This window comes from Pseudomonas sp. 05N432 (assembly GCF_056396945.1).
This window is the reverse complement of record NZ_JBFTMM010000020.1, coordinates 75,676-97,518: the sequence shown is the minus strand read 5'-3', so window position 1 is coordinate 97,518 and position 21,843 is coordinate 75,676. Positions and strand designations below refer to the sequence as shown.

The following is a 21,843-nucleotide window of genomic DNA, read 5'->3' as shown; positions in this document are numbered from 1 at the left end:
GGAGGAACCCGAGCTGCATTTGTCGGCTATTCCTTCTCCAATCCACCACCCGCTGCCGTCACCACCTGAATACTCATCCTCGGCGTTGCCAGATCCAGCCCGGCTTCATCCAGATGGCGTTTGAGCGACAGGTTGAACGCGCGCGACACTTCCCACTGTTTGATCGGCGCGGTCTTGAACCGTGCGCGCAGAATCGCGCTGCCGGACTCGAAACTCTCAACGCCCTGGATCTCCAGTGGCGACCAGATGTTGCGACGTTGTATCGGGTCGGTGCGCATCTTCTGGCCGACGTCGCGCATCAGTTTGATCGCGTCATCGATTTCCATGTTGTACGGCACTGCCACGCGGAAGATCGCGTAGCCGAATTCCCGTGAGTAGTTCTTGATGCTTTTGATTTCACTGAACGGGATGGTGTGCACGATGCCGTCGATATCCCGAAGCCTCACGGTGCGGATAGTCAGGCCTTCGACGGTGCCCAGGTGGCCGCCGACGTCCACGTAGTCGTCGATGGCCAGCGAGTCTTCGATGATGATGAACAGCCCGGTGATCAGGTCGGCAACCAGCGACTGCGCGCCAAAACCGATGGCCAGGCCGATTACGCCGGCACCTGCCAGCAGCGGTGTGACGTTCATGCCCATGTTGGCCAGTGCGACGATCATCCCGATGATGAAGATCGCCACGAACAGTATGTTGCGAATCAGCGGCATCATGGTTTGCGCCCGTGCATTGGCCTGGCCTTTGCGCGAGCGGGTGAGGGCGTGGTGCACGGCGGTGTCGCTGAGGATCCAGATCAGCCACGCGAAAATCAGCGTACCGCCCAGGCTGAACAGTTTGACGCTGACTTCATGGCCTTCACCTTCGGTGAAGCGGATCAGCGACATGCCCCAGACCCGCAAGCCGAGTTCGATGAACACTAGCCACACCGCCAGATGCGCGAGGGTATAGAAGAAGTTCTTCAGGCGCTCCGAATACAGCGCGTGACGCTTTGCCCCGCGTTGTGGCTTGAGCGCGTGGCGGCGGACGAGGCCGTTGATGACCATGCACAACACCAGCAGCACGGTGCAGATCAGTGATTGGCGCAGCGCGGTGCTGGTGTCGCCGGCAGAGACGAAGGTGGCGAACAGCGAGATCCCCACCAGCACCAGCGCAGGCAAGAACCAGAAGGTCCCAAGAATCTCGATCGTGTCGCTCAGCGCACGGCGGGTCAGTCGCCGCGACAGCGGCTGGTTGCGGATCAGGTGGGCAATGGGCCGACGGAATCGCAGAATGAACAGGCCGGTGAAAATCGCTGCCAGCACATTGGCGATGGTCGCGGTGATGTGGGCCAGGTGAATGCCGAGGCTGGTCACCAGCCGTGGGTCGTTCAAGGCTTCGCCGAAGGCCGCAAAACTGCCGATCAGCCACAGTGGGCGAAAGGCCTGGTGCCGCAGGATGTACAGGGCACGATGACGGTGCGGGCCGTCGAGTACGGAGAACGCGATCACGCAGATCGCCGAGAAGCAGGTACCGACCACCAGTGCATAAGCCAGCACCATGGCCAGGTATTTACCCAGCGATGAGGGCAAGGCATAGCTCATGTAGACGGTAATCAGCAGCGCGATCAGCCAGGGGCCGAGTTTACGCAGGGCAAAGCGCAGCATGTCCCAGGTCTTGGGGTGTTGCGGCAGTTCTTCGGTCAGGCCGAAGCGCGTTCGAACGCGATGACCGAGCCAGATCAGCGCAGCGGCGAGCAGGCTCCAGAGCATCAGGATCAGAGCGAAGGCAAAGAGCATCGGCAGCCATTCACTGGCTGGCAGCATCAGTGCGCTCAGTTCGTCCTTGGCCAGTTCGAACTCATCGGACCAGCGAGTGAGCGGGCTGTCGGCGCCGGAAAACTGTTTTTCGAGGTTGGCCAGGGTGCCGCCGATCAAGCCGAGTACGCCATCTTCGGTCGGTGTCTGGGCTTTTTTGCTGACGTCGCGCAGTTTCTTCAGGTCGGCCAGCAACCTGGCTCGTTGCTGATCGTTTTCCAGTGATTTGATCACTTCGTCCAGCGATTGCCCCAGCGGTGCGGTCGCTTCCGGTTGGGCTTTGGGTGAGCCGTTGAGCAGGCTCGGCAGGCCGACAGCCTGAGCAGGCACCACGGGAAGCAGCATCAACAGGCAGATGAACAGCGCAGACGGCAGGGCAAAAAGACGAGCGAACACTAGGCGGTCAACCTCAACGGGTACAGGTCGACCGAGTGTACGAGCGGGGCAAAACCAATGCGAGCGCAGTCAGTGCTTTTATTCGTTCAGCTTGGCGAGGATTTTGTAAATTACGGTGGCGAGGATCAGCAGCATGCCGATCCACATCGAGAGCACCCCGGCGTTCTTGTCACGAAAGTTGAAGCCAATGGCCAGCAGGATCATTCCCGAGAGAATCGGAATGAGCATGGAGTTGAACACAGACATCGAGATCATGACGACAGCCTTGTCGGGGACGGTGATGTAAGTCTAGGTGGCTTTTGTGCGAAGTGGGTTGATGCGAATCAGAAATGGTTCGGCAGCATCCCGTAACTACAGTGGCGAGGGAGCAAGCTCCCTCGCCACAGGGATTGCGTTACGGCAACTCGCGACAGGCGTAGAAAGCGCTCAGCACTTTGACCAGGTGCGCCAGGTCATGGCTGCCGCACAGTTCGCGGATCGAGTGCATGGCAAACGTCGGCAGGCCGATGTCCACGGTGCGCACGCCCAAATGACTGGCGGTGATCGGGCCGATGGTCGAGCCACAGCCCATGTCGCTGCGCACCACGAAGCTTTGCACCGGAACTTCTTCGGCCATGCACAGATGACGGAAGAACCCTGCAGTTTCGCTATTGGTTGCGTAGCGCTGGTTGCTGTTGACCTTGATCACCGGACCGGCATTGAGTTTAGGGCCGTGGTTGGCGTCGTGCTTGTCGGCGTAGTTGGGGTGTACGCCGTGGGCGTTGTCGGCCGAGACCAACAGCGATTTCTGAATGGTGCGGACGAACTCGTCGCCCTCAGGCAGCAAGCGGCGCAGGGTTTGTTCGAGCATCGGGCCGTCGGCACCGCACGCCGAGCAGGAGCCGACTTCTTCGTGGTCGTTGCACACCAGCACGCAGGTTTCATCGGTTTCAGCGGTCAGCAAGGCTTGCAGGCCGGCGTAGCATGACAACAGGTTGTCCAGGCGCGCACCGGCAATGAAGTCGCCATGCAGGCCAATGACGGCAGCACTTTGGGTGTCGTAGAAGCTCAGCTCGTAATCAAGCACCACGTCGGCGTTCAGGCCATGTTCCCGGGCCAACTGATCGGTAAGCACGGCGCGGAAGTCCACACGCTCGTCACCGGCAAATTGCGCAAGGATCGGCGGCAGTTCGGTCTGTGCGTTGATCGCCCAGCCCATGTTGGCTTCACGGTTGAGGTGAATGGCCAGGTTGGGAATGGTGGCGATCGGTGCCTTGAAGTCGATCAGCTGGCTTTCGACCTTGCCGTCGCGGCGAAAGGTTACTCGACCGGCCAGCGACAGGTCACGGTCAAACCAGGGGGCGAGCAATGCGCCGCCATAGACTTCGACGCCCAACTGCCAGAAACCCTGACGCTGCAGTTCAGGTTGCGGCTTGACTCGCAGGCATGGGCTATCGGTGTGAGCGCCAACCAGGCGGATGCCATCGTACAGAGGGGAATTGCGCCCCATCTTGATCGCAACGATCGAGGAGTCGTTGCGCGTGACGTAGTAGCGACCATTGGCTTCGGTGGTCCAGGGCTCGCGCTCGTCAAGGCGCTGATAACCCGCCGCTTCCAGGCGCTGAACAAGGCTGGCGGTGGCATGAAATGGGGTAGGGGAGGCCTTGAGGAAGTCGATCAGGCCTTGGTTCAACTCTTCGCGCATAAGTAGCTCCAGACAGCAGTGCCGCGAGTTTAACGTATTGGCTCGCGGCATTGGGCAAGTGCTTTGATGGCACTGTTATGAGGCAGGCTCGCTAGTTCTACTCGGATAGTCGCGTTTGCAGATACGCAATGATTGCTTGCTCATCTTCCGGTTTTGCTGGCTTGGGTAATTGCTTCGGCCAGTGATCCTGGCTCAGTGACAAGAGCTTTCTCTTTTGGCTCTCGTCCCAGCGCAGAATTTCCCGAGACGCGCTTTCCCACCACTCATGTCGACAGACCGCGTAATACGGGTGATTGGGCGCAGCACTTCCATACAGAAGATTGCGAGCGACCTTTCTCAGGCTTCCACGCTTATTGCGCAGTTTCCATTTGATTTGCAGGCGCCTCCAGGCTGAAGGGAACGGTTTGCTGCGAGGGACTTCACGGCAAAGCTCGAGCAGCTGCGGGCGGAACTGTTCGCCATGCCGGGTAAAGAAGTGCTTTTGCATGGCATGAAAGAATCTTTTTTCGGCAAAGTAGTGGTAGATGAACTTCTTCGCCTCCTGCACGGGTTTGTCACGCATGGCGAATGACAGGGCAATTTGTTCGATTGTATGGATATCGAACGAGCCTTGAGTCCATTCGTCGATCAACTTGATCGTCTCTTCCAGCAATGGCGTATCGCTGTCCGTGACGCCGCACAGACCACTGTTGTAAAGCTTGAAACTGTTGTCGGAGCTGATGCCGTGGGCTTGCAGGCACGTGCCGAGCTTCACGTAGTCCGGGCGTTTGCAGACGTAGCTCCAGTCGTACTCGAAACAATCCATCAGATACTGCTGAGGCTGAATTCGTTTGAGGATCAGATTGGGGTTTTCGAGGAACAGCGTGTCGGTATCAACGAACAGGGTTTTTTCCGCCAGCTTCAACCCGGCAGCAATGGCGCAGGCCTTGCGGCGATGGTGGTAACCGTTCTCGCCTTGCCATGAGGTCAAGGTCTGCTGATCCAGGGCCAGGGTTTCAACAGGCCAGCCGGCATAGTCTTCAGGTCTGTCGGTAAAGATCCTGATGCACAGGGACTCGTCTTTTCTGAGCTGCGACAAAGCGGTCAGAATACTGAATTTGGCTTCTCTGCGGTAAACGTCCTGGTCGCCATACACCAGGTACAGCAGCTGTTGCGGCGCTTTTGCCAGAGCGGTTGAGTCGGGGGCTTTATGCGTCACCGGGTTCCATGTCCTTACGATTGTCGATGGCTGCTGCGACGGGCTGCTCACGAGTGTTCAAAACGGTGCCGGGCACTCGAAGCGCAAGCGTTCGCCACTTTGCGGGTGGGTGAAGCTGAGCATGCTGGCGTGCAGGCACAGGCGCGGCCAGGCAGCCAGGGCTTGCGGGTGAGCGTAAAGCCCGTCACCCAGCAACGGATGGCCGATGGAGAGCATGTGCACGCGCAACTGATGCGAGCGGCCGGTAATCGGCGTCAGTTCCACCCGGCACCAATCGCCGCAACGCTCCAGCACGCGCCAGAAGGTCAGCGCATGCTTGCCGAATTCATGGTCCACTACGTGGCGAGGTTTGGTCGGCGGGTCGTAGCGCAACGGCAGATCAATGCTGCCGCTGTCCAGTTCCGGTTGGCCCCAGCACAGTGCGGTGTAGGCTTTTTCGGTTTCGCGGTCGTGAAACTGTCGAGACAGCTCGCGATGGGTATCGGGATCGCGGGCCAGCAGGATGATTCCGGAGGTTTCCCAGTCCAGTCGATGGACGATGCGCGCTTCCGGGTAGCCGTTTTCTTGCAGGCGGGTGATCAGGCAGTCCTTGTTGTCATCGGCGCGACCAGGCACGGAGAGCAGCAAGGTAGGCTTGTCCACCACCAGTACGGCGGCGTCCTGATGGATGATGCGGATATTCGACAGCGGCATTAAAACAGCCTCGTAACAAACGCCAACGGCGGCTCAGGTCCTCTCCGTTGCTGGAAAGGACCTGAGCCGCCGTGGCTCCAGCCGGATCGACTCAGCGATCAGGCAGGGTGATATTGAGTTCCAGAATCGAGCAGCTGCCCTGGTTTTCCAGTGCGACGTGCACGTCATCGGACCCGATATTGACGTACTTGCGAATTACCTCGACCAGTTCCTTCTGCAAGGCCGGCAAGTAATCAGGGGTACTGCGTTGGCCGCGTTCATGCGCCACGATGATCTGTAGACGCTCTTTCGCTACCGACGCGGTGCTTACTTTCTTGTTGGCACGAAAGAAGTCAAAAAGATTCATTATCTACCTCCAAACAGGCGCTCGAAGAATCCCTTCTTCTCAACGTCAAGGAACCGGTGTGGCACGGTTTTGCCCAGCAGACGATCGACGGCATCGCTGTACGCCTGACCGGCGTCGCTCTGGTCGTCGAGAATCACTGGCACGCCTTGGTTGGAAGCTTTAAGTACGGCTTGCGACTCTGGAATCACGCCCAGCAGGGTGACCGCCAGAATTTCCTTGACGTCTTCGACGCCGAGCATTTCGCCGTTGCTTACGCGCTCTGGGTTGTAGCGGGTCAGCAGCAGGTGTTCCTTGATCGGGTCTTCGCCGTTTTCGGCGCGACGCGACTTGCTCGCCAGCAGGCCGAGCATGCGGTCCGAGTCACGAACCGAGGAGACTTCCGGGTTGGTCACGACAATCGCTTCATCCGCGAAGTACATGGCCAGGTGAGCGCCTTTCTCGATGCCCGCCGGAGAATCGCAGACCACGAATTCGAAGTCTTCCTTGAGCTGCATCAGGACCTTTTCCACGCCTTCCTGGGTCAGCGCGTCTTTGTCGCGGGTCTGACTGGCGGCCAGCACGTAGAGGTTTTCCAGGCGCTTGTCTTTGATCAGGGCTTGCTGCAGGTTGGCTTCGCCGTTGACCACGTTGACGAAGTCATACACCACGCGGCGCTCGCAACCCATGATCAGATCGAGGTTACGCAGGCCGACGTCGAAGTCGACGATGACTGTTTTGTGACCGCGCAAAGCGAGGCCGGTACCGATAGCGGCGCTGGTGGTGGTCTTACCCACACCACCCTTGCCGGATGTAACCACGAGAATCTTGGCCAAGGTGTTTCACCCCTAAGGAAAAAGGACTTTTAGCCCCTGAAAAACATCTCCTGAAAACTACTGCAGTCGGACAGCCTTGGCTGGAATCCGGTGTTGGGCGGGGTTTACCTCGGGTAAACGCTGCCTTGCGCCATTTTCCTACTTCGTTTGAGCCGTTTTCGCTACGTTTTAGAGATGCTTGGAAAATGCGGCAGTATCCGTTAAAGCCGAATGATGTTCAACACGTCACCCGACAGGCTGACTTGTACACCGGCCCCCCACAGCGGATCGCGGCGCAGATCTTCGGAAACCTTGTAGTGACCGGCGATGGAGAGTAGTTCAGCGCTCAATTGCTGACAGAAAATCCGTGCCTTGGAGTCACCCTTTACACCGGCCAGCGCGCGACCGCGCATCGGTCCGTATACATGGATGTTGCCATCGGCGAGAAGTTCCGCCCCCGGGCTGACCGAGGAAACCACTACCAAATCGCCACCTTGGGCATAAATCTGCTGGCCACCACGTACTGGCGAAGTGATTATTCGGGTTGGCTTGATGGTCGGCTCAGGCGGCTTTTCCGGCTTTTTCCTGACTTCGCCTTCGTGCGGGTCAAGTGCACGCTCGCGTGCGCCAGACGGCGGCAGCACCGGCAGGTCGACGGCAATGGCAGCGGCGATGTCTTCGATGCGACTGGCGCGGATGGCCAGCGTGCGCAAGCCGTGGTGGCGGCAAACACGCATCAGCGCAGGCAGGTCGACCGCGCCTTCAGTGGCCGGGAGTTTGTCCAGGGCCAGCACCAGCGGCGCATTGCTGAAAAAATTAGGCGCCAGGGCGACCTTCGCAGCCAGCTGTCGGTCAAGGCTTTCAAGGTCATTGCGGGCCAGTTCCAGCACCGTAATGGCGAGCATGCTGCCCTTCAACTGGAACACGGGATCTTGGTCTAGCGGTTCGGTTTGGCTCATGGTCGGCATAAAACGGCTTGTCACTAAAAGTGCCGAGACTTATAACGAGAACGCCCGTAAGCCGCAAGCCGGGTCGAACCGATGTAGAATGCGCGGCCTTGTTGTCTGTCCGGAATCGTTAATGGATCGCCCGCAATTTCGAGCTGCATTTTTTCATCCGCGTTTTTGGCTGCTATGGTGCGGTCTAGGGCTGTTGTGGCTGGTCGTTCAGTTGCCGTATCCGCTGCTGCTGCGCATTGGTCGCCTGCTGGGTAGCGGGATGTATCGGGTTGCCACCGATCGTCGGAGTATCGCCAAACGCAACCTGGAACTGTGTTTCCCGGAAAAAACACCTGCCGAGCGCAAGCGTCTGCTCAAGGAAAACTTCGCCTCGACCGGGATTGCCTTCTTCGAGATGGCCATGAGCTGGTGGTGGTCCAGCGCGCGCCTGGCACGCCTGGCCCATGTCGAAGGCCTGGAGCACCTCAAACAGGCTCAACGCGACGGCAAGGGTGTGATCCTGATGGCGTTGCACTTCACCACGCTGGAAATCGGCGCGGCGTTGCTCGGCCAGCAGCACACCATCGACGGCATGTACCGCGAACATAAAAACCCGCTGTTCGATTTCATTCAGCGGCGTGGTCGCGAGCGGCATAACCTCGACTCGCTGGCGGTAGAGCGCGATGACGTACGCGGCATGCTCAAGTTGCTGCGCGCTGGCCGGGCCATCTGGTACGCACCGGACCAGGACTACGGCGCCAAGCAAAGTATCTTCGTGCCGTTGTTCGGCATTATGGCCGCAACCGTTCCCGCTACCAGCAAGTTTGCCAAGCTGGGCAAGGCGCTGGTGGTGCCGTTCACCCAGGAACGCCTGGCCGATGGCAGTGGCTACCGCCTGGTGATCCATGCGCCGCTGAACGACTTTCCGGGTGAAAGCGACGAAGCTGACTGCATCCGGATCAACCAGTGGGTTGAACGTTGCGTGCGCGATTGTCCCGAGCAATACCTCTGGACCCATCGACGCTTCAAGAGTCGTCCGCCCGGCGAACCGAAATTGTATGCCAAGCGCGGTTAAATCCATTTCGTCAGACTAGATTGAAAGGCCCAGGCACCATGGAGCGTTGCGATGAGTTCAACTGAGCCGGTTACAGGTTTGATTCTTTCCGGCGGCGGGGCTCGGGCGGCGTATCAGGTCGGGGTATTGGCGGCGATAGCCGAGCTGCTGCCGGCAGGTTCCGCCAATCCGTTTCCGGTGATCGTCGGTACTTCGGCCGGGGCGATCAATGCGGTAAGCCTGGCCAGCGGGGCGACGGACTTTACCGCGGCCATCCAGCGGTTGACCGCGTTCTGGCAGGGCTTTCGCAGCGACCTGGTGCTGCGCAGCGATTGGCCGGGAGTCATCAGCCAGGCCACTCGGTTTGTCAGTCACAGCCTGTTGGGGATCGGCGCAAAAGTACCGGTGGCGCTGGTCAACAGTTCCCCGCTGCGCGATCTGTTGAACGATAACCTGCACCTGTCCGGCATCAATGAATCCATTGCACAAAAACAACTGCATGCGGTGGCCGTGACTGCGTTCGGTTATGAGTCCGGGCAAGCCGTGACCTTTTATCAGGGGGGCCGGAGTATCGATGCCTGGTTGCGCCATCGGCGTATCGGCATGCCGACTCAATTGACGGTCGACCATTTGCTCGCCAGTTCGGCGATCCCGTTGTTGTTTGCGCCGGTGAAGATCGGCAACGAGTACTTCGGCGATGGTGCGGTGCGGCAGTCGGCGCCGATCAGCCCGGCCCTGCACCTGGGGGCGAGCAGGGTGCTGGTGGTGGGCGTCAGTGGTAACCCGCGCGGCGTTGACCCCGATAATCCGTTGCAGCGCACCTACACCGGTCAGCAACCCTCGTTGGCGCAGATTGGCGGGCACCTGCTCAACAGTACGTTCATTGACAGCCTCGAGAGTGACATCGAGCTGTTGCAACGCTTGAACCAGTTCAGTCACTTGTTACCAGCGAGTACCGCAGCACACAGCCTCGGTGTTGCACCGGTGGACGTGTTGGTGATTGCTCCGAGTCAGCCGATCGATGAAATCGCCGCACGGCATCGGCAAGAGCTGCCAGCCGCGTTGCGACTGTTCTTGCGCGGACCGGGTGCGACCAGGACCAGCGGGGCCGGGGTGTTGAGTTATCTGCTGTTCGAGGCAGGGTATTGCAGCGAGTTGATCGAGCTTGGCCGCCGCGATGCCTTGGCCAAGCGCGAAGAGTTGTGCCGGTTCCTGGGGTTGGAAGAGCCTGTAATCCCGGCTTGAAAACTGTGGCGCGGCCATCGCGAGCAGGCTCGCTCCCACAGGAGATCGTCGTCGACACAAATATTGTGTGCACTGAGGATCAAATGTGGGAGCGAGCCTGCTCGCGATGGCTCCGTTGCAGACGATGCAAAACTCAGGCGGTCAACCGATCATCGCGAAAATCACGCAACGCCTGTTCGATCTCCTCCCGGGTATTCATCACGAACGGCCCGTACTGCACGATCGGCTCACCCAGCGGTTTACCGGCGATCAACAGCACTCTGGCCCCGGACTCGCTACTCAGTTGCAACTCGCCTTCATCCGACAAACGGACCAGTTTGCTGACGCCGACACTCTGGGTTTGCCCCGGCAATTCAACGCTGCCGTCATACACATAGAGCAGTGCCCGATGCCCATCCGGCAGTTTCGGTGTGATGCTGGTGCCGGCCGGTAGATGGAAATCAAAGTAATACGGTTCGGTGTCTGGCCGTTGTACCGCACCGGTTTGCTTGACGGTGCCGTCGTCGAACAGACCGGCGATCACCACCACCTCGACGCCTTGCGCGGTTTTCAGCCGTGGAATGTCCGCTGGCTGAATATCCCGATAGCTGGCCGGATCGAGCTTGTGCTTGCCTGGCAGGTTCAGCCATAGCTGGAAGCCGCGCATCACGCCTTCTTCCTGCTCCGGCATTTCGCTGTGGATGATGCCCTTGGCGGCAGTCATCCATTGCACGCCACCGCCTTCCAGCAAACCGACGTTACCCAGATGGTCCTCATGGCGCATGCGCCCTTCGAGCATGTAGGTCACGGTTTCGAAGCCGCGGTGCGGGTGGGGGGGGAAACCGGCAATGTAGTCGTCGGGATTTTCCGAGCCGAATTCGTCGAGCATCAGGAACGGGTCGAAGCGTTCGACACCAGCCCCCCCAAATACCCGGGTCAGCTTGACCCCGGCGCCATCGGACGCGGGTTGGCCGGTATGCAGGCTAAGCACTTTGCGAAATTGAGTCATCGGTGCAACTCCTCGATCAGAGTGGAATGGCGCCATGCTATGCCAGACGGACTGATCAATGGTTGCGAATTTTGCGGGGGTTTAATCGGGAAGTTCGATGTGTTGGCGGCAAAGCAAAAGACCGCAGCCGGCGCCGGCCCCTACACTCGATGCGCTTATGTAGGAGCTGGCGAAGCCTGCGATCTTTCAACCCTGGATCAGAAGTGGTACTTCACCAACAAGCTCGTGGCGCTCTGATTGGTGGTGAAGTCCTTCGTGTCTTCGATGGCGTACTTGTTCTTCCAGTAATCGTACTCGACACCGACGTACAGCTGCTTCTCGCCCCAGTGCAAGGCTTTGCCCAGGTCATACTTGATCTGCGGGTTGAAGTGCAGGTTGGCGTGGTAGGTGCCTTGGCTGTTCTTGTCGTTGTCGACCACCCAGTCCATGAACCCGTCGATCAGCACGCTGGAGCTGCCCACCGGGATGGTGTAGGACCACACCGGAGTGATCTGCCAGATGTTGTTACCCGGGCGTTTGTCGTCGGTGTGGCGATTGTAGAAGTTCAGCTGGAAGTAATCGAAACCGGGAATGGCCAGGTCGAAGCCCGGACCGATCAGGTAGGAGTTGACGTCGCCTTCACCGGTCTCGTAGGTCATGGCCAGCAGGACGTCCTTGATCGGGCCGAATTCGAGTTTCCGGTCGAAGATCTTGCCGAACGACAGGCGCGGGCTGAACTCACCGTAGTACGTGTTATTGCCGACGTAGGCGTCAGGTTTGCCGTTGTAGAAAATCTTGTCGATGAACAGGAAGTTGTCCCCGTATTTCCAGGCATCGGCGTGCTCGAAGGTCACGGTTTGCTGGATGCTCGGGTTGACTTTGAAGTCTTTGCCATAGAGATAGGTCAGGCTGTTGTTCTGCCACTGCAGCAGATCGCCGGCCATTGCCTGGCCCCCCGCCAGCAAGGATCCAGCGAGCATCAGGCTAGTGCACGTACGGTTCATTCGGTTGCTCCCAAAGTAAGTGGTTCCACGTTTTTTTGAATCGGCGCTCTGGTGTGGCGCCTGTTTTTCGTTGCCGTAAAACGTTATCCAGTCGGCCGGTCTCAGCGCTCCGGCAAGCGCTGGGCCAAGGCTTTTCAAAAGCAAAAGAACGCCCGTTCGGCTGTTCGAAAACAGTCGATCAAGCGTCCATTCGGTTTTTATTGGAGTGTGCCGTGTGACCGCCCAGAGCCGGGATAAGCTGGCTATCTGGTCAGGAAATAATTCCGGGCTTTTTTTTAGAGCCGATTCAGGCGGCCGCGGAGAATACTGACTCCCGCGCCATGGCTCAAGCGCCCCGCAACGGAGCGCCGTTATCAAGTCTGTCATCGTGTTGCTCCTCGATTGTTTTTATTGTTAAGGCGCAGACAGCCGCTGACGGCGACCGGACGTATCGCTGGCCGGTCTGTCATGCGGGTATTTCGTGTCACGGGTGAAACCGGATAACGATGGAAGGACAGTCGGGCCGTCCGGTCATCCGTCAGTGTTGATGAGCGTGGCACTCGTTGTTGGCGGCTCGTTCTGCGCCGCCGAGGATGTTGAACAGCAGGTTCAACGAGAGGGCGCTGAGGGTCGCCATGGCAATGCCGCTGTGGGTGATCGGGCTCATCCACAACGGCAAGTGGGCGAAGAATTCCGGTCGAACCACCGGGATCAGGCCCATGCCGATACTCACCGCCACCAACAGTTGGTTGCGACGGTCGGCGATGTCGGCTTCCTGGAGGATCTTGATCCCGGTAGCCGCGACCATGCCGAACATCGCAATCGCCGCGCCGCCAAGTACCGCCGGTGGAATCGATGCCACCAGGAAGGCCGCTTTGGGCAGCAGGCTCAGCACCACCAGCAGACCACCGGCAACGATGGTCACCGAACGGCAGCGCACGCCGGTCATTTGCACCAGACCGATATTCTGGGCAAACGAGGAATGGGTGAACGTGTTGAAGAACCCGGCGAAGAACGACGCGCCGGCATCACACAGCAAACCGCGGCGGAGCATCCGTGGGCAGACTTCCTGGCCGGTGATCTTGCCCAGGGCGAGAAACATTCCGGTGGACTCGACGAAGATGATCACCACCACCAGGCACATTGAAAGGATCGGTGCGAGATGAAATTGCGGCATGCCGAAATGCAGCGGGGTGACGATTTGCACCCACGGCGCCTGCGCCATGCCGCTGAGGTCGACCATGCCGATCAGGCCGCAGAGGATGTAACCCAGGCCCATGCCGATCAGCACCGAAATGTTCACCCAGAAACCGCGCATGAAGCGGTGGATCAGCAAGATGGTGCCCAGCACCAGCGCGGCGATGGTCAAGTAGACGGGGGAGCCGAATTGCGCGGCAGCGTTGCCGCCACCCGCCCAGTTCACGGCCACGGGGAACAGCGACAAACCGATCGAGGTGATGACCGTGCCGGTCACCAGCGGCGGGAAGAAACGCACCACCTTGGACATGAACGGCGCGATGAGCATGCCGAAGAACCCGGCGGCGATGGTCGCGCCGAAGATCCCTTGCAGGCCGATGCCAGGCATGCCGGCCATGGCCACCATGCTGCCGACCGCCGCGAAACTGGCGCCCATCATCACCGGCATGCGAATGCCCATGGGGCCGATGCCCAGTGATTGCACGACGGTTGCGATGCCGGCGACCAGCAGGTCGGCGTTGATCAGGAAGGCGATTTCTTCACGACTCAGGCCAGCGGCCTGTCCGATGATCAGCGGCACCGCGATGGCTCCGCCGTACATCAGCAGAACGTGTTGCAGACCGACCAGAATCAGTTGCAACAACGGCAGTCGTTGAATCGCGGGTGCGTCGGGGATGCGTGCTTCGGATGACACGGACATGCAACACCTCGGATCTTTTTTATTCTTGTGATTTTGTGCATCAGGTGGACCGCGTTGCGGTCTTTCGCGAGCAGGCTCGCTCCCACAGGATTTGAGTTGCCTGTGTGGGAGCGAGCTTGCTCGCGATGTTTTTACTACTTAATTGGTCCGGGCTCCCTGGTTGATCCAGGCGCCGATCAGGTCGCGTTCCTGCTGGGTCATCTGCGTGATGTTGCCCAACGGCATGATCTGGCTGGCGACAGCCTGGGCCTGGATCCGCGGGGCCAATTGCTGGATTTGTTGCGGGGTATCGAACATCACGCCGGCCGGTGCCGCGCTGAACAACGGGCTGGTCGGTTTGGCCGAATGGCAGACCGCACAACGTTCCTGAATCACGCTGTGTACCTTGCTGAAGTCCGGACCGCTTGCTGTCGAAGCTTGCGCGGGTGCAGCAGCCGCAGCCGGGGCCGCAGGCGCTGCTTCAGCAGGTTTGCTACCACCGCCGAGGGCGGTTTCGGGCAGCGGCTGGTACTCGATCTTCGCCGGTGCCTTGGCCACTTCCGGGGTGTTCATTGGCGCTGGGCCGGTGACGTACGCCAGGCAGATCATGCCCACTGCCGCGACGGGCAGGGTCCAGGCGAACTTGTGGCTTTCGTGGCGGGTGTTGAAATAGTGACGCACCAACACCGCGAGTACCGCGATCCCGGCCAGGATCAACCAGTTGTACTGGCTGCCGTAAGTGCTCGGGAAGTGGTTGCTGATCATGATGAACAGCACCGGCAAGGTGAAGTAGTTGTTGTGCCGTGAACGCAGCAAGCCCTTGGCTGGCAGTGCCGGATCCGGCGTGCGGTTCTCGGCGATGGCCGCCACCAGTGCCCGTTGGGCCGGCATGATGATGCGGAACACGTTACCGACCATGATGGTGCCGATCATGGCGCCAACGTGCAGGTACGCACCGCGACCGCTGAACACTTTGCTGAAGCCGTAAGCGGCGCCAATGATCAGCACGAACAGAATTCCACCTAGCAGGGCAGGGCGTTTGCCCAGGGCCGAGTCGCACAGGAAGGAGTAGATGAACCAGCCGATGAACAGCGAGCCAAGACCGATGGCCACGCCTTCCGGTCCGCTCAGGCTGCTGCCCGGTGCCAGCAGGTACAGCGTCGGGTTGGAGTAGAACACCACGCACAGCAGCGCGATCCCCGACATCCAGGTGAAGTAGGCTTCCCATTTGAACCAGTGCAGGTTGTCCGGCATGGTCGGTGGGGCCAGTTTGTATTTCTCCAGGTGGTAGATCCCGCCACCGTGAATCGCCCAGAGATCGCCCGCCAGGCCGTTTTTCGGGTTGACCCGATTGAGGTTGTTTTCCAGCCAGACAAAGTAGAACGACGCGCCGATCCAGGCCACGCCAGTGATCATGTGAACCCAGCGCACGCTCAGGTTCAGCCATTCCAACAGATGTGCTTCCACAGTCTTTACCTCTCGCCTGTCACTCTTGTTGTCGAGTGATCAGACCTTCTCTTATTGGTGGGGGGCGAGGATCAAACACTCATCCTCTTTGAAAAAATGCTCATCGCAGTTATTGCCTGTGCCACTGCGATCAACCACCAGGAAGTCATCCCGCTTTTCGATCGTCAGCACCGGGTGGTGCCAAACGCCGCGATGGTAATTAATGCCCTGCCTGCCGTTGGTGACGAAGGCGCGGACCAAGCCTGATACAGGTTCATCGCCAAGTGGCGCGACCACGATCAGAAAGGGGTTGCCGAGCAGCGGTATGAAAGCCTGGCTGCCCAGCGGATGGCGTTCCAGCATGCGGATGGTCAGCGGCATGTCCTGCGCGTCGGCGCGGAAGATGCTGATGATCGCCTTGTCTTCCGGCGTGGCGGTTTCCACCGTCGCCAGTTTGTGAAAGCGCATGGTCGAACCGTTGTTGATCATGAAGTGATCGCTGCCATCGGTTTCGATCACGTCACCGAAAGGGGCGAAGGCTTCTTTGGTCAGCGGTTCAATCGTCAATGTGCGCATGCTGGTCTTCTTGTCTTGAATTCGTTGTTGTCTGGTCTATTGCTATCGTCGGAACGCCGCCCGGAGCCGGCTCGCTCCCACAGGTTTTGTGAACACCACAATCCAATGTGGGAGCGGGCCTGCTCGCGATTGGCTTCACCGCTTACTTGGCGACTTTGCCTAGTACCCGCAAGCGGCTCACGCCACCGTCCGGGAACACGTTCAGGCGGATGTGGGTGATCGGACCCAGGGCCTTGATCTGCTCGGCGAAGGTGTGTTCGGCGTGCATTTCCAGTTTCTGCGCTGGCAGCAATTCGCGCCAGAACAGCGATTGGGTTTCGATCTGGCTGTCGGTACCGCCCTTGACGAACGCGCCCTGGATCGAACAGGTGTCCGGGTAGTTGCCCTTGAAGTGCAGGGTATCGACGATGATTTTTTCGATCTCGCCCGGGTGGCCCAACGCGACGATCACCCAGTCATTGCCCGGGGTGCGACGACGGGCGGTTTCCCAGCCGTCGCCCATGTTGATGCCACGGCCCGGGTTGAGGATGTTGCTCATGCGACCGAAGTGTTCGTCGGAGCAGGCCAGGGCGCGACCGCCGTTCAGGGCTGCGGCCAGGTCAATTTGCTCGTTGTCGCCCACCGCCGACCAGTCGCGGAACGGAATGCCGTACACGCGCAGACGGGCGACACCGCCGTCCGGGTAGATGTTGAAGCGCAGGTGGCTGAAGGCCTGGTCGTTGTTGATTTCGTGGTAGTGGTGGCTGTTGCCTTGTAGCTCGACCGCCGACAGCACTTCAGTCCACTGGGTGTTTTCGTCCGGCTCGCCCGAGGCCAGGAAGCACGCTTCCAGGGAGGCCGATGGCGGGTAGTTGCCGGTGAAGAATGAAGTGTCGATGTCTACGCCCTTGATCGAGCCCGGCACGCCGAGGCGGATCACCGCGCTGTCGTAGCCTTCGAAGCGCTTGCGGCGCGATTCCCAGCCATCCATCCACTTGCCGTTGTCATCGAACACGCCTTCTTTCCATACGGCCGGGGTCGGCTGGAACAGGCGGTTGGCATCAGCGAACCAGTCATCGGTGACCGAGATGATTTTGGTGCCCAGGCGGGCGTCGGCCAGGTTGACGAACTTCTCGAAAGGTACGGCGTAAGCTTTCATTCTTCTTGTCTGCCTTTAATTAAAGTGGCTTGGGATGCTTGCAGGACCCTGGGCGTTTTTCACGTTCATTCACGCTCGGGCCCAGCTCGCTAAAGAGTCAGTAATCGGAACAGCGCAATCTTGTTGATCTCCGCCAGCGCGCATTTGAATTCGGTGTCGACTGAATTGTGAATGCGCGTTTCGAATGCTGCGAGGATCTGATGCCGGTTGCTGCCTTTTACCGCCATGATGAAGGGAAACTTGAACTTGGCTTTGTAGGCATCGTTCAACTCGGTGAAGCGCTGGAACTCATCGCTCGTGCATTGGTGAATGCCGGCGCCAGCTTGCTCGTTGGTGCTGGCTTCGGTCAGTTGACCCTGGACGGCGGCTTTGCCGGCCAGGTCCGGGTGAGCGTTGATCAAGGCCAGCTGGCTGGCGTGATCGGCACACAGCAGGATATCGCTCATGCGCTGGTGCAGGGTTTCGATCTCGTCGATCGCCGCGTCCTGGCCCAGGTCGAAGGCTTTTTCGGCGACCCATGGCGAATGTTCGTAGATGTCGGCGAAGGCGTTGACGAAGGCGTCGCGGCTCAGGGTCGATGGCTTCAGGGTCTGGAAGGCAGTCATTTCGAAGCCTCTGGGTAAGGGTGGGTTTCGTGCCAGTGGCGGGCAATATCGACCCGGCGGCTGAACCAGACCTGCTCATGGCTTTTTGCGTATTCGATAAACCGCTTGAGTGCGGCCAGGCGGGCAGGGCGACCGATCAGGCGGCAGTGCAAACCGATGGAGAGCATTTTTGGCGATTCGGCACCTTCGGCGTAAAGCACGTCGAACGCGTCCTTGAGGTACTGGTAGAAATCGTCACCCTTGTTGAAACCCTGAACCTGGGTGAAGCGCATGTCGTTGGTGTCCAGGGTGTACGGGATCACCAGGTGCGGTTTGCCGGTCGGGTTGTTCGGTTCCCAGTACGGCAGGTCATCGTCGTAGGTATCGCAGTCGTACAGGAAACCGCCTTCTTCCATTACCAGCCGACGGGTGTTCGGCCCGGTGCGGCCGGTGTACCAGCCCAACGGGCGCTCGCCGCTGATTTCGGTGAGGATGCGGATCGCTTCGAGCATGTGCTCACGCTCTTGCGCTTCGTCCATGTACTGGTAGTCGATCCAGCGATAGCCATGGCTGCAAATCTCGTGACCGGCTTGAACCATGGCGCGGATCACGTCCGGGTGGCGCTGGGCGGCCATCGCCACGGCGAAGATGGTCAGTGGGATGTCGAATTCCTTGAACAGCTTGAGGATCCGCCAGACGCCGGCACGGCTGCCATACTCGTACAGCGACTCCATGCTCATGTTGCGCTCGCCTTGCAGCGGCTGCGCCGAGACCATTTCCGAGAGGAAGGCTTCCGACTCTTTATCGCCGTGCAGGATGTTGCGCTCGCCGCCTTCCTCGTAATTGAGCACGAAGGACAAGGCGATGCGGGCATTGCCCGGCCAGTGTGGGTGGGGAGGGTTACTGCCGTAACCGATCAGGTCGCGTGGGTAGTCAGCGCTCACTGCAGTCTTCCTTCTTATTCGGGGTTGCTTATTCGCGATAAGGGATGTGTGGCGGCCTGAAGGTCAGGTGACAGGCTGGCGTCACAGCGATGGGCTGATTGTATACAACTTTATATTCACTTTGTAAGCCTGATTTTTTGCATTTTTCATCAACTGTCGTCTTTTCGGAGTACTGCAAGAAACCTGCCTGAGTGGTCAGCTAATGGATGTAAGGTCCTCTGATCTTATGGTTCAGCGTCGGATTTGCAGAGAAACCTTGGATGGCGGAGGTGGTGGTAAAAAATGTCGTTTTTATTGTGTACAATTTTTTTGAAAAGTGTCTTAATCAGTCGCTCGCCGCCGCTTTTCGTGCTCCGAAAAGGTGCGGTCTCCTTTTTAACTGACTCCGGGAGGCGCGAGGCCTGACTGCTGCAAACGCAGGCAGGCGCGCAGAATCAATGGGACGTTTGACTACACACGTTTTGGACGCAGCACACGGTTGCCCGGGCAGCTCGATCAAGGTCGAGTTGTACCGCGTTGAGGGTTCGCAGCTGGAATTGGTCGCCAGTGCACTGACCAACAGCGACGGCCGTTGCGACGCACCCTTGTTGCAAGGCGATGACTACCGTTCCGGGGTCTATCAGTTGCAGTTTCATGCCGGCGATTACTACCGCGCGCGCGGTGTGCAGCTGCCGGAGCCGGCCTTTCTGGATGTGGTGGTGCTGCGCTTCGGCATCTCGGCAGAGCAGGATCACTACCATGTGCCGTTGTTGATTTCGCCCTACAGCTATTCGACCTACAGAGGAAGCTAGGACTTTCCCCTGCTATCTTTCTCAGAAGCGACTGCGCATATAGCTTCTTTGGTCTTTCGCCCGCTCACACTGCGGGCTTTTTTTCGCCTTGAGAAATGTGGTGTCTGTGCCGGCGCCATCGCGAGCAGGCTCGCTCCCACATTGGATTGTGGCGTTCACAAAACCTGTGGTGTCTGTGCCGGCTCCGGGCGGCGTTCCGACGATGCTCTTAGCGGCTCAACAACGATGCAGCACCCGCGCCACTGAACAACCCGGCGCTGATCCGGTTGAACCAGCTCTGGCCCTTGCCGCTGCGCAGGTACCGCGCGGCACCATGAGCGCCGAGGCCGTAGGCCACCTTGCAGCACAGATCCAGTACGGTCCAGGTGGCGATCATGATCAGCAACTGCGGCAGAAACGGCTGCTGTGTGCTCAAGAACTGCGGCAGGAAAGCGGCGAAAAACAGGATGTCTTTCGGGTTGCTGGCACCCAGCACGAACGCGCGCCCGAACAGTGCACGAAAGCGCGGTGTCGGCGCGGTCTGGGGCACTTCGGCGCCGGTCGATGGCTGCCGCGATTGCTGCCAGCTTTGCCAGGCGAGGTAGAACAGGTACAGCGCGCCGACAATTTTCAGCGCACTGAAGAGTTGCTCCGAAGCCAGCAGCAGGGCGCCCAGACCCAATGCCGAAGCACTGAGCAGGCAGATCGAGGCAAATACGCCGCCGAGAAACGCCGGGTAAGAACGCCGCAGACCGTAATTCAGACTGTTGCTGATCATCAGCAACGACAGTGGCCCCGGGATCAGGATCACCACCAGTGCAGCGCCGCTGAACAGCAGCCAGGTTTCCAGACTCATCACTTTCCTCCCTATGTGCAAAAGCCCCACCCGACAGGGTGAGGCTGGTTTGAAACGCGTACCGCTTACAAGAAAATGAACTTGGCGATAAAGATCGCGCAGAGCACCCAAAGACTGATGGAAATTTCCTTGTGTTTACCCGTACCGGCCTTGAGCACCACGTAGGTGATAAAGCCCAGCGCGATACCGTCGGCAACCGAGAAGGTCAGCGGCATCATGATGGCCGTGACAATCGCCGGAATGCTGTCGGTGGCTTCACTCCACTTGATGTGCTCCAGGCCGCTCATCATCAGCATGGCCACGTAAATCAGCGCACCGGCGGTGGCGTAAGCGGGGATCATGCCAGCCAGCGGCGCGAAGAACATCGCGGCAATAAATAGCACACCTACGGTCACTGCGGTAAGACCGGTACGACCACCGGCGGCCACACCCGCAGCACTTTCCACATAACTGGTGACCGGCGGCACACCGACCATCGCCCCGAACACGCTCGACGCACTGTCGGCTTTCAACGCGCGGGAGAGGTTTTCGATCTTCCCGTCCTTGCCGACCAAACCTGCCCGTTGCGCCACGCCCATCAGGGTCCCGGCGGTATCGAACATGTGCACGAAGAGGAACGCCAGCACCACGCTGATCATGCTGACGTTGAACACGCCGGCGATGTCCATGGCCATCCAGGTCGGTGCCAGGCTGGGAGGGGGCGACATGATGCCGCTGTAGTGCACCAGGCCCAGACCCCAACCGGCGAGAGTCACGGCGATGATGCTGATCAGGATTGCACCGAACACGCGGTGGTAACTGAGTACCGCAATCATCAGGAAGCAGACGGCGGCCAACAGCGGACCAGGGTCACGCAGATTGCCCAGCTTGATCAATGTGGCCGGGCTGGCGACGATGATGCCGGCGGTTTTCAGGCCGATGATCCCGAGGAACAAGCCAACGCCTGCGCCCATGGCGAAGCGCAAGCTCACCGGAATACTGTTGAGCAGCCATTCCCGCACGCGCGACAGCGTCAGGAACATGAACAACACACCGGAAATGAACACCGCGCCCAGCGCAGCTTCCCAGTGGTAGCCCATGGTGCCGACCACGGTGTACGTAAAAAAGGCGTTCAAGCCCATGCCTGGTGCGAGGCCGACAGGCCAGTTGGCGTACAGACCCATCAACAGGCAACCAAGCGCAGCCGCGATGCAGGTCGCGACGAAGGCGGCGCCGTGGTCGATCCCGGCGTCCGCCATGATGTTGGGGTTGACGAAGATGATGTAGGCCATGGTGATGAAGGTGGTAATACCTGCGATCAACTCGGTCTTCACCGTGGTGCCATGCAAGCTGAGTTTAAAAATGCGCTCCAGCCAGCCAGTGCGTAATGGCGGCGAGAGTTCCAGCGTCGAGGCTTCGGATTTGCGGCTTTCCACAGCGAGTACTCCTCAAGAGTTTTATTGTTATTTCCAGAGCCGGACACATGAGGTGGGCAGCGGCTCTTTGAGGTACTTGCGAATTTGTTGACCGCTTGGTCAGGAACTCGCACGAAACGGATTATGCTTTTGTATACAAATAAAGCAAATAAT

General features: G+C 59.3%; 21 protein-coding genes. 3 read left to right on the top strand and 18 right to left on the bottom strand.

Annotated elements, in window-relative coordinates:
• Window positions 1–26: 26 nt before the first annotated feature.
• The 8 genes from AC1DHT_RS23525 to minC form a co-directional block, all read right to left on the bottom strand.
• Entirely contained in the window at window positions 27–2,186 is a 2,160-nt protein-coding gene (locus AC1DHT_RS23525; protein ID WP_427541554.1) for a mechanosensitive ion channel domain-containing protein, read from the bottom strand.
• Between the two features lie 78 nt (window positions 2,187–2,264).
• On the bottom strand, window positions 2,265–2,441 hold the full coding sequence (locus tag AC1DHT_RS23520) for a hypothetical protein (RefSeq protein WP_173860023.1): 177 nt from the start codon (window positions 2,439–2,441) through the stop codon (window positions 2,265–2,267).
• 139 nt (window positions 2,442–2,580) lie between these two features.
• Window positions 2,581–3,870 (bottom strand): M18 family aminopeptidase, encoded by a 1,290-nt coding sequence (locus AC1DHT_RS23515; protein WP_427541551.1) that lies wholly within the window; start codon window positions 3,868–3,870, stop codon window positions 2,581–2,583.
• A 97-nt stretch (window positions 3,871–3,967) separates the two neighbouring features.
• Window positions 3,968–5,068, bottom strand: coding sequence for a hypothetical protein (locus tag AC1DHT_RS23510; protein WP_427541548.1), 1,101 nt, complete (start codon window positions 5,066–5,068; stop codon window positions 3,968–3,970).
• 57 nt (window positions 5,069–5,125) lie between these two features.
• Window positions 5,126–5,761: an RluA family pseudouridine synthase gene (locus AC1DHT_RS23505; RefSeq protein ID WP_007940846.1), complete on the bottom strand. Its 636-nt coding sequence runs from the start codon at window positions 5,759–5,761 to the stop codon at window positions 5,126–5,128.
• A 91-nt stretch (window positions 5,762–5,852) separates the two neighbouring features.
• Entirely contained in the window at window positions 5,853–6,107 is a 255-nt protein-coding gene (minE, locus tag AC1DHT_RS23500) for a cell division topological specificity factor MinE (protein ID WP_019693048.1), read from the bottom strand.
• Window positions 6,107–6,919, bottom strand: coding sequence for a septum site-determining protein MinD (gene minD, locus AC1DHT_RS23495; RefSeq protein ID WP_427530447.1), 813 nt, complete (start codon window positions 6,917–6,919; stop codon window positions 6,107–6,109). Before minD ends, minE begins: the two co-directional genes overlap by 1 nt.
• Before the next feature lie 200 nt (window positions 6,920–7,119).
• Window positions 7,120–7,857: a septum site-determining protein MinC gene (gene minC / locus AC1DHT_RS23490; RefSeq protein WP_054598158.1), complete on the bottom strand. Its 738-nt coding sequence runs from the start codon at window positions 7,855–7,857 to the stop codon at window positions 7,120–7,122.
• A 121-nt stretch (window positions 7,858–7,978) separates the two neighbouring features.
• On the opposite strand from minC, the gene AC1DHT_RS23485 reads away from it, so the two are divergent.
• Together AC1DHT_RS23485 and AC1DHT_RS23480 are read left to right on the top strand one after the other, a co-directional pair.
• A complete protein-coding gene (locus AC1DHT_RS23485; protein WP_427541545.1) occupies window positions 7,979–8,911 on the top strand; it encodes a lipid A biosynthesis lauroyl acyltransferase in 933 nt (310 codons plus the stop codon).
• Between the two features lie 51 nt (window positions 8,912–8,962).
• Window positions 8,963–10,135 (top strand): patatin-like phospholipase family protein, encoded by a 1,173-nt coding sequence (locus tag AC1DHT_RS23480; protein ID WP_427541543.1) that lies wholly within the window; start codon window positions 8,963–8,965, stop codon window positions 10,133–10,135.
• 133 nt (window positions 10,136–10,268) lie between these two features.
• Here the strand turns inward: AC1DHT_RS23480 and AC1DHT_RS23475 are convergent, their stop codons facing one another.
• From AC1DHT_RS23475 to puuE, 8 genes are all read right to left on the bottom strand, one after another.
• Window positions 10,269–11,123 (bottom strand): pirin family protein, encoded by an 855-nt coding sequence (locus tag AC1DHT_RS23475; protein ID WP_427541541.1) that lies wholly within the window; start codon window positions 11,121–11,123, stop codon window positions 10,269–10,271.
• Window positions 11,124–11,320: 197 nt separating this feature from the next.
• Window positions 11,321–12,106, bottom strand: a complete 786-nt coding sequence (locus AC1DHT_RS23470) for an outer membrane protein OmpK (RefSeq protein WP_427541538.1) — start codon at window positions 12,104–12,106, stop codon at window positions 11,321–11,323.
• 517 nt (window positions 12,107–12,623) lie between these two features.
• Window positions 12,624–13,982, bottom strand: a complete 1,359-nt coding sequence (locus AC1DHT_RS23465; protein WP_019693041.1) for a nucleobase:cation symporter-2 family protein — start codon at window positions 13,980–13,982, stop codon at window positions 12,624–12,626.
• A gap of 138 nt (window positions 13,983–14,120) precedes the next feature.
• Window positions 14,121–15,428 carry a urate hydroxylase PuuD gene (locus AC1DHT_RS23460; protein WP_427541535.1) on the bottom strand — a complete coding sequence of 436 codons (1,308 nt, stop codon included), beginning with the start codon at window positions 15,426–15,428 and terminating at the stop codon, window positions 14,121–14,123.
• Window positions 15,429–15,479: 51 nt separating this feature from the next.
• On the bottom strand, window positions 15,480–15,983 hold the full coding sequence (locus AC1DHT_RS23455; protein WP_429539839.1) for an ureidoglycolate lyase: 504 nt from the start codon (window positions 15,981–15,983) through the stop codon (window positions 15,480–15,482).
• Window positions 15,984–16,125: 142 nt separating this feature from the next.
• Window positions 16,126–17,121 (bottom strand): allantoicase, encoded by a 996-nt coding sequence (gene alc / locus AC1DHT_RS23450; protein ID WP_429539838.1) that lies wholly within the window; start codon window positions 17,119–17,121, stop codon window positions 16,126–16,128.
• Window positions 17,122–17,210: 89 nt separating this feature from the next.
• Window positions 17,211–17,726: a 2-oxo-4-hydroxy-4-carboxy-5-ureidoimidazoline decarboxylase gene (gene uraD / locus AC1DHT_RS23445; protein WP_427541526.1), complete on the bottom strand. Its 516-nt coding sequence runs from the start codon at window positions 17,724–17,726 to the stop codon at window positions 17,211–17,213.
• A complete protein-coding gene (puuE, locus tag AC1DHT_RS23440) occupies window positions 17,723–18,649 on the bottom strand; it encodes an allantoinase PuuE (RefSeq protein WP_427532234.1) in 927 nt (308 codons plus the stop codon). The genes uraD and puuE overlap by 4 nt, the downstream gene beginning before the upstream one ends.
• A 437-nt stretch (window positions 18,650–19,086) precedes the next feature.
• On the opposite strand from puuE, the gene uraH reads away from it, so the two are divergent.
• A complete protein-coding gene (gene uraH, locus AC1DHT_RS23435) occupies window positions 19,087–19,440 on the top strand; it encodes a hydroxyisourate hydrolase (protein ID WP_095078352.1) in 354 nt (117 codons plus the stop codon).
• 208 nt (window positions 19,441–19,648) lie between these two features.
• Here the strand turns inward: uraH and AC1DHT_RS23430 are convergent, their stop codons facing one another.
• Window positions 19,649–20,275: a LysE family translocator gene (locus AC1DHT_RS23430; RefSeq protein ID WP_427541523.1), complete on the bottom strand. Its 627-nt coding sequence runs from the start codon at window positions 20,273–20,275 to the stop codon at window positions 19,649–19,651.
• Window positions 20,276–20,340: 65 nt separating this feature from the next.
• Window positions 20,341–21,690, bottom strand: coding sequence for an NCS2 family permease (locus AC1DHT_RS23425; RefSeq protein ID WP_427541520.1), 1,350 nt, complete (start codon window positions 21,688–21,690; stop codon window positions 20,341–20,343).
• Between the last annotated feature and the right edge of the window lie 153 nt (window positions 21,691–21,843).